This window comes from Stenotrophomonas sp. a6, from assembly GCF_030913325.1.
Lineage (GTDB): Bacteria > Pseudomonadota > Gammaproteobacteria > Xanthomonadales > Xanthomonadaceae > Stenotrophomonas > Stenotrophomonas maltophilia.
Genome location: NZ_CP133161.1, coordinates 4,305,567 through 4,316,844, shown reverse-complemented (window position 1 = coordinate 4,316,844; position 11,278 = coordinate 4,305,567). Strand labels below are relative to the sequence as shown.

The window sequence follows — 11,278 nt, the reverse complement described above, 5'->3', positions numbered from 1 at the left end:
TACCGGGTCCGCCATTGATCGGGTGGGTGCCGACCGTTGGTCGGCACGCCTACTTGCCGTCGCTTTCCGCGTCGGCCTCGAACAGATGCATCAGGTCGTTGCGTGCGTCGCGCGAGGTCTGGATCACCGCCGCCTCGTCGTCGTACACCAGGTACTGGTCGCGCAGCAGCTGCTCATCGTGCTCGCGGAAGCGCTGCACGTGGCGCTCGGCCACATCCGGTGCCACGCCCAGCGCGGTCAACACGCGGCCGCTCATCTCCAGGCTGGTGCCGAACACTTCGCGGAACGGCTCGGCCGACATGTCCATCAACCGCCACGCATGCTGGCGGTTGCGTGCACGCGCCAGCACCGTCGCGTCCGGGTACAGCCGGCGCACCATGCGCACCGCGCGCAGGTTGGTTTCCGGGTCATCCACGGTGATCACGAACACATCGATGTGCTCGCCCCCGGCCGCGCGCAGCATCTCCGGCCGGGTCGGGTCGCCGTAATACAGCTGGTTGCCGAATCGGCGCAGGTCGGCCACGGTATCCGGGTTCGCCTCCAGCGCCACGAATGGCACCTTCTGCGCGGTCAGCAGGCGCGCGATCACCTGGCCGAAGCGGCCCATGCCGGCGATCAGCACCTTGGGCCGGTTGTCCGGCGCCACCTTGTCGGCCTCGGCCGGCTCGCGCGGAGTAGCTTTCTCCTGGCCGAGCAGTTTCAGCAGCGCGATCATCAACAGCGGCGTGATCGCCATCGACAGGCCGACGATCGCCACCAGCCGGTCGTGGTTGGCGTTGCCCAGCAGGTGCGCGCGCTGTGCCTCGTTGAACACCACGAAGGCGAACTCGCCGCCCAGCCACAGCACGCTGCCCAGCAGCAGCGATTGCCGCGAGCTGAGCCGGGCGACACGTCCAACCGCGTAGAGCAGGCTGAACTTGACCACCAGCAGGATGCCGACACCTGCGGCGATCAGCCACGGCTCGGCGGCGATGCGGTCCAGGTCGATGCCCATGCCCACCGCGATGAAGAACAGGCCCAGCAGCAGCCCCTTGAACGGCTCGATCTGCGCTTCCAGCTCATGCCGGAACTCCGAATCGGACAGCAGCACGCCGGCCAGGAACGCGCCGAGGCTGGGGCTGAGGCCGGCTTCCTGCATGAACCAGGCGGTGCCCAGCACCACCAGCAGGGCGGTGGCAGTGAATACTTCCGGGCTGCGGGTGCGCGCGATGATGCTGAACACCTTGCGCAGCACCGGTCGTCCGCACAGGATCACCACCGCCAGCGCACCCAGCGCCACGGCCGCATCTTCCCAGCGCAGGGTCTCGTTCTTCACCCCGCCCAGCAGCGGGATGGCCGCCAGCAGTGGGATCGCGATCAGGTCCTGGAACAGCAGAATGGCGAACCCGAGCCGGCCATGGTCGCTGTTGATCGCCTTGTGCTCGGACAGCAGCTGCAGGCCCACCGCCGTGGATGACAGCGCCAGCGCCACGCCTACCACCAGCGCGCTCTTCCACTGGAAGTGGTCGAGCAGCAGCACGCCGCCCAGCACCAGCCCGGACAGCGCCACCTGCGCCGCACCGGCACCGAACACCGAGCGCCGCATCACCTTCAGGCGTGCCGGCGACAGCTCCAGGCCGATCACGAACAGCAGCATCACCACGCCGATCTCGGCGGCGCCGAGGATGCGGTCGGCGTCCTGCACGAAGCCCAGCCCGTCCGGGCCCAGCACCACACCGGCCGCCAGGTAGCCCAGCACCGCGCCGAAACCGAACTTCTTGAACACCGGCACGGCGATGACCGCCGCCAGCAGCAGCACCAGCGCCAGTTCCAGACCACCGCTATGCATGGGAATACCTGGTCATCGGGGGAGCCGCTGTGCGTCCGTTCGGGTTGGGAAAAGCGTGGCGAACACCACCGCGCCATTATGCGCGCCGGCCTGTGTACGCACGAGAACAACCTGCGGGCAGGGTGCTGCCGCGGCGGGACCGGGTTGACCTGCATGGTCCACGGGTCCAGACTGCCCGCCGCTGGCGGCGCGTCCGTCGGCACACGCATCCCGGAGTCCCCAACCCATGTCCAGCGACAGTAGAAGTCGACCTCGTTCGACGCCAGCGATGGCCACCGCCTGACATCGGGACGGTTTGCCTGCGTTGGCGTTGCGCGAGGTCGCACCCCCACAAGGCAAACCCGATGAACCAGAAGCAATTGCTGCGCCCGGTGGCCGATGCCGCCGCACTGGCCGCGCCGCTGGCGAACTTCAACACCGCCGATGCGGTGGAATTCCTCAACACGCTGGAACTGACCCGCGCCGCGGAAACGTTGGCTGCGCTGCCGTTGCCGCGTGCAGTGAAAATGCTGGAAGCACCGGAACTGCACCGCAGCGGCGAACTGGTGGCTGCGCTGCCGCCGGCGCGCGCTGCCGCCCTGCTCGGCTTGATGGCCGACGACCGCGCCACCGACATCGTCCATGAGCTGGATGAGGAAGAACGCGCGCGGTTGATCCCGCTGCTGGGCACCGACGCCCGCCAGGCCATCCAGAAGCTGCTCAGCTACCCGCCGAACACCGCCGGTGCGCTGATGACCACCGAGTACGTGGCGGTACCCGCCAGCTGGACCGTGGCGCAGACCCTGCAGCACATCCGCCAGGTCGAGCGCACCCGTGAAACGGTGTACGCGATCTACGTGCTGGAGCCGGCCAGCCAGCAGCTGCAGCAGGTGGTGACCATGCGCCGGCTGATCACCGGCCTGCCGGAGGAGTCGATCCTGGACGTGGCCCAGGTCAATCCACCGGTGACGGTGGACGCACTGATGGACCAGGAAGAAGTGGCACGGCTGATCCGTCGCCACGACCTGCTGGCGATCCCGGTGGTCGATGCGCAGCAGCAGATGCTCGGCATCGTCACCGTCGATGACGTACTGGATGCGCTGATCGAGGAATCCACCGAGGACGCGCACAAGTTTGGCGGCATGGAAGCACTGGACAAGCCGTACATGCAGATCGGCTTCTTTGAGATGCTGCGCAAGCGCGCCGGCTGGCTGAGCGTGCTGTTCCTGGGCGAGATGCTGACCGCCAGCGCGATGCAGCACTATGAGGACGAACTGGCGCGTGCGGTGGTGCTGACCCTGTTCATCCCACTGATCATGAGTTCGGGCGGCAACTCCGGTTCGCAGGCCACCTCGCTGCTGATCCGCAGCCTGGCGCTGCGCGAACTGCGCCTGCGCGACTGGTGGAAGGTGGCCCTGCGCGAAGTGCCCACCGGCATGGTGCTGGGCGCGATCCTCGGCTGCCTGGCCATCGTGCGCATCGTCATCTGGCAGCTGGGTGGCCTGCATGACTACGGCGAGCACTGGATCCTGCTGGCGATCACCATCGGTGCGGCGCTGGTCGGCATCGTCACGTTCGGCTCGCTGTCCGGATCGATGCTGCCGTTCATCCTGAAGCGGCTCGGCTTCGACCCGGCCAGTGCCTCGGCCCCGTTCGTGGCCACCCTTGTGGACGTGACCGGGCTGGTGATCTATTTCAGCATCGCCGCGATGATCCTGCACGGCACACTGTTGTAAACCGGGGTCGGTTACGGGGTCGGTTACGGGGTCGGATCCCTTCGCGCAGCGAAGGGCTCTGACCCCTGAAGCACCGTGCCCCGGTAGTTGCCGACCTTGGTCGGCACGCAAGGTTCACGCAAGGGTCAGAGCCCTTTCCTGGGGAAGGGATCTGACCCCATCGCCATGGAATTTGGTTACCGTAGGCGCATGAGTACCTACCACCTGCAGTCCGTGTTCCGTCCGCAGTCGGTCGCGGTGATCGGCGGCAGCCCGCGTCAGCGCTCGGCCGGACGTGCGGTGATGCGCAACCTGCGCGGCACCGGCTTCCCCGGCAGGGTGGCGTGGATCAACCCGCGGCATGCCGAAATCGATGGCATCCGCACCGTGAAGCGGCTGAAGGACCTGGACTGGGTGCCGGATCTGGTGGTGATCACCGCGCCGGCGTCGATCGTGCCGCAGGTGGTGCGCACCGCTGCCGAACGCGGCGTGCAGGCCGCAATCATCCTCACCGCCCACCTGGGTGAAGGCCCGGGCTCGCTGTCGGCGCAGGTGGAGGCGGTGGCGCGCAAGCATGGCCTGCGCATCCTCGGCCCACACTGCCTGGGTGTGATTGCACCGCACGCACGGCTCAATGCCAGCATCGCCGCGCACTTCCCGCAGGCCGGTGATCTTGCGTTGATCTCCGAATCCTCGGCCATTGCCGCCGCGCTGGTGGAGTGGGGCGTGGCCCGCTCGGTCGGGTTTTCCGCGGTGGTCTCGCTGGGCGACACGATGGACGTCGACTTCGGTGACCTGCTCGACTACTTCGCCACCGACTACCGCACCCGCGCCATCCTGCTCTACGTCGAGCAGATCAAGGATGCGCGCAAGTTCATGTCGGCCGCGCGTGCCGCCGCCCGCGCCAAGCCGGTGGTGGTGGTGAAGTCCGGCCGCGCCGAGCGCGTGCAGCCGGGCAGCCGCGATACCCATGTGCAGGCCCTGGCCCGCGCCGACGACGTGTATGGCGCCGCGTTCAACCGCGCCGGCCTGCTGCGCGTGGGCGCGCTGGACGAACTGTTCACGGCCGCCGAATCGCTGGGCCGGTTGGGGACCTTCCCCGGTCGTCGCCTGGCCATTCTCAGCAATGGTGGCGGTGTCGGCCGCCTGGCCGTGGACCAGCTCATTGCACTGCGTGGCACGCTGGCCAACCTGTCCGACAGCACGGTCGAGAAACTCGACGCCGTGCTGCCGCAGGGCTGGTCGCGCAGCAACCCGGTCGACATCGTGGTCGACGCCGATGGTGATCGCTATGCCGCCGCCATCGAGGCGCTGCTGGCCGACAACGAGAATGATGCGGTGATGGTGGTCAACGTGCCGACCGCATTCACTTCATCCGCAGACGCTGCACAGGCGCTTACCCGCACGCTCGGACTGCGCCCGCGCCATCACCGCGACAAGCCGGTATTCGCGGTGTGGCTGGGCAATGATGACCAGGCCACCGCCACGCTCAACGCGGCACGGGTGCCGACCTATCCGACCGAGGCCGAAGCGGTGCGCGGCTTCCAGCATCTGGTGCGTTACCGCGAAGCGCAGAACGCCCTGATGGAAACACCGCCCAGCCTGCCGCAGGACTTCAGTGTCGACGCTGCGGCCGCACGCGCGCTGGTCGATGCGGCATTGGCCAACGGCCAGCAATGGCTGGACCCGTTGGCCACCCACGAACTGCTCAAGGCCTACGGCATTCCCTCCGCGCCGGTGATGCACGCGCGCGATGCGCACGAGGCAATGGACTTGGCGCAGCCGTTGCTGGAGCGTGGCGCCAGCGTGGCGCTGAAGATCCTGTCCCCGGACATTCCGCACAAGTCGGAAGTGGACGGCGTGCGCCTGAACCTGTCCACGCTGCCGGCGGTGCAGAGCGCGGCCAACGCGATCCTGTCGCGCGCACGCCAGCTGCGGCCGGATGCGCGCATCGATGGCCTGCTGGTGCAGCCGACCATCGTTCGCCCGAAGGCGCGCGAGTTGATCGTCGGCATTGCCGATGACGCGACGTTCGGCCCGGTGATCGTGGTCGGCCGTGGCGGTACCGCGGTTGAAGTGATCAATGACAAGGCGTTGGCGCTGCCGCCGCTGGATCTGCGCCTGGCCCATGAGCTGATCGGCCAGACCCGTGCCTCGCGCATCCTCAAGGCCTATGGCGATGTGCCTGCCGCCGACGAGCGCGCACTGGCCCTGGCGCTGGTCAAGCTGGCGCAGCTGGCCGCCGACATTCCCGAAGTGCGTACGCTGGACATCAATCCGCTGCTGGTCGACGGCAAGGGCATCCTCGCCCTCGACGCACGCGTGGCGGTGGCGCCGTCGCGCATCCTGCACAAGGGCCGTGGTCATCCGCGTTTTTCGGTGTTCCCGTACCCGAAGGAGTGGGAGCGCACCATCGAACTGTCCGATGGCGGCCGCGCCTTCGTGCGTCCGGTGCGGCCGGAGGACGACGCGCTGTTCCGTGCGTTCTTCGCCCGCGTCAGCGACGAGGACCTGCGCCTGCGTTTCTTCCAGTCGGTGAAGCACTTCAGCCACGAGTTCATCGCGCGCCTGACCCAGCTCGACTACGCACGCTCGATCGCACTGGTGGCGATCGAACCGCGCAGTGGCGAAATGCTTGGCGCGGTGCGCCTGCACGCCGATGCCGATTACCACCGCGGTGAGTACGGTATCCTGATCCGCTCGGACCTGAAGGGACACGGCATCGGCTGGCGGCTGATGGCAATCATGATCGAGTACGCCAAGTGGCTGGGCCTGGACGTGGTCGAAGGCCAAGTGCTGCGCGAGAACAGCACCATGCTGGCGATGTGCCAGAGCCTGGGCTTCAAGACGAAGCTGGACCCGGATGACCCGACGGTGATGATGGTGACCCTGCCGGTGCAGCAGGTAGAGGTGCCCGAGATCCCGCCAGCGGCGTGATTCCGGGTAGCGCCGGGCCATGCCCGGCGGCCTTGTCAGCGCAACGGTTCCACCACCACCGCCGTGCCATAGCACAGCACCTCGGTCAGTCCAGTCATCACATCGGTGGCGTCGTAAAGCAAGCTCATGCTGATGATTGCGCTGCTGTCAGTCGTTCCGACGATTGAATATAGACTACAACGATGGCTTATACCCTACGCCAGTGACGTCCGAGTGGTCCACGCATGTCGGCGTACCGGGTGCCTGCTGTGTCTCTTGCGTAGGAGTGACTGAATCACCAGAAGGAAAGAAGCGGCTACTGACGCATTTCGCTCTTCAACTCAGCGAAGAAGCAACGCTACCATTGCGCCACGGCGTGGCGGCGACCCTTCGTGACCTTATTGAAAGAAGATGTTTCCCGATGTTGCAGGCATGAGGAAATTTGTGAGGATCCAAGGTATCAACGAAAAGACCTTCGCCATCTGCGTGTGCTGCCTAGCTATGGTGGCGGCAACTGCAGACGGTCGGACCTTGCCGTTCTTGTTCATAGGAGCGGTTGTCATTGTGATAGCCAGGCGTGCCGACGTCAGGCGCGAGCGGATTCGGGAAGAGCACGCGTCGAAATGATCACTTTGCAAGGATGCCGCTTGAGCTGCAGCTGCGGCTGATTCCTGCAAGGACGCCAAGTCCGTATTGGTTTCAATGCGGCAGTTGATGGACCAGAGCAATCGTCATGACTCTTCTCGACGCTTGGCATGGAGTCCACGCGAGTTATGCAGGGCATCTTGACCTGAGAACGACTGGTGAGCCGTTCGAACAGCCGCATCGAATCAATCTCGTGCAACGCTTGCTACATGCCCGAATCGCTCAAACGCATATCACTGCTGCAGCAGGTGGATGCGCAGCATCGTCTCCATCGCATACGGTGACCGACCCACGCGACCCGAACGCGGGTAATGTGGCTCGATCCGGGCCGGTAGTGCCTTCCATGGCACTACCTAGTCCACCTCGTAAAGGAGAATCTCGCGCCGGGTCTGCTTGCGCTTGCCCAGGCCCTGCGCATCCCCAAATGTCAGCCGTATGATGTATTCCACTACGCGACTCAATAGTGTCCCCCGAAGCGGCAATCTGTGGCGGGCACTGCTGCACAGTTCGCAGGGAGCTGTTCAGAACATCCTTGGCGCTGGTAAATCATTGGCTGGATCGCGGGGCTTTCGCCCTGCGATCCTTTGAGGGTCGATATGAAGATTACTGATGGATTTGATGGGCGGCATGGCAAGTTCTATTTTATTTCCCTGGTAGCAATGGCGTCTGCCTCAGCGCTGATGCTGGTGGCGGCGCTTCGGGGTGCTGAGCCTTTGCAGGTTCCTCAGGAGGTCGGAGTTTCTGTTGCCGCATTCTCGCTGATGTGTTCGACGGCAAGTTACCTGCTAATAGGGAAAATTAAGTGCTCGTTCCTGCTGCTTGGGGCTTCGGCTGTCGTGTTTTCGGCCGCTCTATGGTCGTTCGGTGCGCCTTTGTCGTTCGTGCTTCTTTTGGGGCTTCCAGCTCTGCTCCTGTCTTTAATTTCAGTTATTTTTCGGGATAAGGTCGATATACAGGTCGAGGGGGATGACTAACGTTATTTATCTATAGATTTGCTTATTCTTAGTCCATTGGTCGCTGATGGCTGAGCGAGATTTGTCGTCCTCATGACCTGCATCTACGGATGCTCTGAACAACTACTTCGGTAGTGCTGTCCGCTGGCCGGCGGCCTGAGAGACAATAGAGGCACACGTTGAGAAGCCATCCATGCAGCTGACATTTGGCGATACGCAGGGTCTGGGCAAGCGCAAGCAGACTCGGCGCGAGATTCTCCTTTACAAGGTGGACTAGGTAGTGCCATGGAAGGCACTGCTGGCTCGGATCGAGCCACATTACCCGCGTTCGGGTCGCGTGGGTCAGTCGCAGTATGCGATGGAGACGATGGTGCGCACCCACCTGCTGCAGCAGTGATATGCGTTGGAGCGATCCGGGCATGTAGTAAGCGCTGCACGAGATCGCTTCGATGCGGCTGTTCGCCCGGGTCAGCGAGCTTGATGCGATCCCGGATGACCAGTTGTTTGCCGGGAGCATTGCCGACAACATCAGCGGCTTCGATAGCGGCTTCGATGAACAGCGCATCGAGGAAGCTGCTCGGATGGCAGCCGTGCACGACGATATCGCGGGGCTGGCGATGGGTTATCACGGTCTTATCGGAGACATGGGCAACTCGCTTTCAGGCGGTCAGAAGCAGCGAGTGATTCTGGCCCGCGCCCTCTACCGCCGGCCACGGATTCTGTTTCTGGATGAGGCCACCAGCCATCTTGATGTCATGCGCGAGCGCTTGGTCAACGAAGCCGTGCAGCGTATGGAGCTGACCAAGGTGATCGTGGCCCATAGGCCGGAGACCATAAACAGCGCCGACCGCGTGCTCGTGATGGAGCAGGGGCGGATCGTCCAGGAGGTGCGGCCCCAGCGTGGGGCGTCGACGGCGCCTGCTTCCGACGCCGAGGAATGCGTCGCGGCATCGGTCTGACTCGCGTCCCACAGGGTATCCAGAAGCGGGCGCGGGTCCGGCGCGCCTGGCTCATCCGGCGGCACGTCGCCGCGCTTGGCGCGGTCGCTGGCATGGCGCCGCCACCGCACCGGCGCGACAATACCCCCATGACCGACCGTATCCCCCTGTTGCTGCTGCCCGGCCTGCTCAACGATGCCGAACTGTGGCGCGCGCAGTTGGCCGATCTGGCCGACATTGCCGATTGCACCGTAGGCGACCAGACCCGCGGCGAGACCCTGCAGGCGGTGGCCGAGGACGTGCTGGCGCAGGCGCCGGAGCGCTTTGCGCTGGCCGGGTTCTCGCTGGGTGGTTTCGTCGCCCAGCAGATCCTGCGCATCGCGCCGGAGCGTGTGCTGCAGCTGGCGCTGATCGATACCTCGATCCACGCCGATTCACCGGAACGTGCCGAACAACGCCGCAGCCAGCGCGCCAGCGTGCGCCTGCCGGGGAAGTTCCACGGCTTCGGCGATGCCCTGATGCGCAGCTACATCGACGCCTCGCGGCTGGATGATTACGTGCTGGTGCAACGTGTGCGTGACATGACCGCCCGCCTGGGCGCGGAAGTGTTCCTGCGCCAGAGCGCGCTGGAACGCCGCGATGGCCACGATGTGCTGGCTGGTTACCGCGACCCGCTGCTGATCGTATGTGGCGTCAACGACCGCATTACGCCACTCGCAATGAGCGAGGAAATGCACGCGATGGTGCCGCACTCGCAGCTGGTGGTGGTGCCCGATTGCGGGCACCTGGCCCCGATGGAGAAGCCGGACGAGGTCAGTGCGGCGATGCGTGGGTGGTTGCTGCAGGCGTGACACTGTCCAGCTTGATGGATTCCTCGTTCCAACCCATGCCGTTGTAAACGTGGTAGCGCAGGACGCCGATGTACTCGTGCAGCATCACTTCGATCAGCAGCAGGTTGTACGCAGAGGGAAGCCACCCCGGCGAGGCGCGGAGGCGATCACTGGGCAAGCCCTCGGCCACGACACCGAAGTGCCGGAAGTAGATCAGACTTCGCCTTAGGTGCAGGCCAGAGGTCACCAGCACTACCCGGACACTGTCGCGCTGGATCATTCGGCTGCTGTTGCTGGCGTTCTGCCAGGTGTTCACGCTGGCGTGCTCGCGGATGATGTGTTCCGCAGGCACGCCCAGCGCAATCAGTTCACGCGCGTAGACGTTGGCTTCTGCGGCATTGTCTGGCGCAGTAGCGCCACCGCTGACCAGCACCACGCAGGATGCACCGGTGCGTTCGCAGGCGAGGTAGCGCTGCGTTGCGGCCATCAACCGGCTATAGCCAGCCAGGCCGGGCCTGGAGCCGTGAGCGTCCTGATCGATGCCAGCGCCCAGCACGACAATCGCCGTGCGTGGATGGTGCGCTGTTGCAGTGCTTGGCGGCGCGTCCTGTGCCAGGTCCAGCAGCAGTTGCGTGATGGGCGCGCTCGCGCTGGCCAGGATGGCCAGTGGCGCTACGGCGAGCAGGGCGCCGCTACGCACGTGTCGCTTTCGAACCAGAACCGCACACGAGAGCAGCAGAAAGAGTGTCAGGGCGAGCATGTCGAACCTCAGGAAAATTTGAAAGGAATCCGATGGCGTTACGCGATCGTTGCTTCCATGTTGGATGCCATGGATCTGAAGCGAATGTCACTCCCGGTCAGATGTGTTGCCATCGTGGGCGCCATCCTGCTCGCGGTTGCAGGCGGGCATCTGCTGGGTAGCATGTTTCCGCAGCTGTTCCTGCAGATCCATCAACGGATGCAGTAGTCCGTACGCTCCGCACGTTGTCGCTTCAGGCCTCTGTTTGGGCGTCGCGGAACGCGGAAACGCATCTCTTCAGGTGTTGAATGCGACAAGCAGAGGAAAGCAATGCGACGCTTGAACTCAACGCAAGGCGTAGAGCCGCGGCGACATCCTGCAGACGGACCTGAGCTCGGGGAGCGATCGATGCTCAACCTGATTGCAGCGACCGCGCCAGACCAGTTCTCATCGTTTGTCGTTGACCTGGACGAGGCGATTTCGCGCTGGATGAGCGCTGCGGAGAATGAATCCCCGGGTTGCCTGGAACAGGAGCTTTCGCGCATGCATGCCTTGAAAAGTGTGACCTCGGCCTTGGGCAGCTGCAGGATTGCCGATGCCTGCGAAAATCTGGCTGATGCTCTCCGCTCCGGCGAAGCCATCGGCAGCGTGCGGCTGCGCGGCTGCGCGCTGGCAATCTCGGCAAAGCGCCTTCTGGGACGCACGACAGGTCAATCACTGACCGGGGGGCGCTGA

Annotated in this window: 8 protein-coding genes and 3 pseudogenes; 7 read left to right on the top strand and 4 right to left on the bottom strand. The window is 64.7% G+C overall.

All coding sequences use genetic code 11. The annotated features are described in order from the left end of the window. Positions 1-49: 49 nt before the first annotated feature. A complete protein-coding gene (locus tag Q9Q79_RS19745; RefSeq protein ID WP_049427090.1) occupies positions 50-1,828 on the bottom strand; it encodes a monovalent cation:proton antiporter-2 (CPA2) family protein in 1,779 nt (592 codons plus the stop codon). Between the two features lie 344 nt (positions 1,829-2,172). Here Q9Q79_RS19745 and mgtE point away from each other — a divergent pair, with 344 nt between their 5' ends. Beyond that, positions 2,173-3,543: a magnesium transporter gene (gene mgtE, locus Q9Q79_RS19740; protein WP_065183617.1), complete on the top strand. Its 1,371-nt coding sequence runs from the start codon at positions 2,173-2,175 to the stop codon at positions 3,541-3,543. Positions 3,544-3,732: 189 nt separating this feature from the next. Next, positions 3,733-6,459, top strand: a complete 2,727-nt coding sequence (locus Q9Q79_RS19735) for a bifunctional acetate--CoA ligase family protein/GNAT family N-acetyltransferase (protein WP_099524098.1) — start codon at positions 3,733-3,735, stop codon at positions 6,457-6,459. 35 nt (positions 6,460-6,494) lie between these two features. Here Q9Q79_RS19735 and Q9Q79_RS19730 read toward each other — a convergent pair. Both Q9Q79_RS19730 and Q9Q79_RS19725 read right to left on the bottom strand, forming a co-directional pair. Continuing rightward, positions 6,495-6,605, bottom strand: a pseudogene (locus Q9Q79_RS19730) (YbjQ family protein); the annotation flags it as partial. 686 nt (positions 6,606-7,291) lie between these two features. Further along, positions 7,292-7,520: pseudogene (locus Q9Q79_RS19725) on the bottom strand (IS5/IS1182 family transposase); the annotation flags it as partial. Between the two features lie 159 nt (positions 7,521-7,679). Here Q9Q79_RS19725 and Q9Q79_RS19720 point away from each other — a divergent pair. The 3 genes and pseudogenes from Q9Q79_RS19720 (at position 7,680) to Q9Q79_RS19710 (ending at position 9,825) form a co-directional block, all read left to right on the top strand. After that, on the top strand, positions 7,680-8,057 hold the full coding sequence (locus Q9Q79_RS19720; protein ID WP_043034456.1) for a hypothetical protein: 378 nt from the start codon (positions 7,680-7,682) through the stop codon (positions 8,055-8,057). A 172-nt stretch (positions 8,058-8,229) separates the two neighbouring features. Continuing rightward, positions 8,230-8,995 (top strand): annotated as a pseudogene (locus Q9Q79_RS19715) (ATP-binding cassette domain-containing protein). Between the two features lie 128 nt (positions 8,996-9,123). After that, positions 9,124-9,825: an alpha/beta hydrolase gene (locus Q9Q79_RS19710; protein ID WP_043034459.1), complete on the top strand. Its 702-nt coding sequence runs from the start codon at positions 9,124-9,126 to the stop codon at positions 9,823-9,825. Here Q9Q79_RS19710 and Q9Q79_RS19705 read toward each other — a convergent pair. Beyond that, the gene (locus Q9Q79_RS19705; protein ID WP_224119435.1) at positions 9,788-10,360 is read right to left on the bottom strand and encodes a YdcF family protein; all 573 of its coding nucleotides are present in this window, start codon (positions 10,358-10,360) and stop codon (positions 9,788-9,790) included. The genes Q9Q79_RS19710 and Q9Q79_RS19705 overlap by 38 nt on opposite strands. Between Q9Q79_RS19705 and Q9Q79_RS19700 the strand changes: the two genes are divergently transcribed. Together Q9Q79_RS19700 and Q9Q79_RS19695 are read left to right on the top strand one after the other, a co-directional pair. Further along, entirely contained in the window at positions 10,328-10,771 is a 444-nt protein-coding gene (locus tag Q9Q79_RS19700) for a hypothetical protein (RefSeq protein WP_223846451.1), read from the top strand. The genes Q9Q79_RS19705 and Q9Q79_RS19700 overlap by 33 nt on opposite strands. 180 nt (positions 10,772-10,951) lie before the next feature. Beyond that, positions 10,952-11,278 carry a hypothetical protein gene (locus Q9Q79_RS19695; RefSeq protein WP_099527226.1) on the top strand — a complete coding sequence of 109 codons (327 nt, stop codon included), beginning with the start codon at positions 10,952-10,954 and terminating at the stop codon, positions 11,276-11,278.

Coding starts and splice junctions, on each gene's coding strand:
- Q9Q79_RS19735 (WP_099524098.1), top strand. CDS start 3,733: ATGAGTACCTACCACCTGCAGTCCGTGTTCCGTCCGCAGTCGGTCGCG.
- Q9Q79_RS19745 (WP_049427090.1), bottom strand. CDS start 1,828: ATGCATAGCGGTGGTCTGGAACTGGCGCTGGTGCTGCTGCTGGCGGCG.
- Q9Q79_RS19710 (WP_043034459.1), top strand. CDS start 9,124: ATGACCGACCGTATCCCCCTGTTGCTGCTGCCCGGCCTGCTCAACGAT.
- Q9Q79_RS19720 (WP_043034456.1), top strand. CDS start 7,680: ATGAAGATTACTGATGGATTTGATGGGCGGCATGGCAAGTTCTATTTT.
- Q9Q79_RS19695 (WP_099527226.1), top strand. CDS start 10,952: ATGCTCAACCTGATTGCAGCGACCGCGCCAGACCAGTTCTCATCGTTT.
- mgtE (WP_065183617.1), top strand. CDS start 2,173: ATGAACCAGAAGCAATTGCTGCGCCCGGTGGCCGATGCCGCCGCACTG.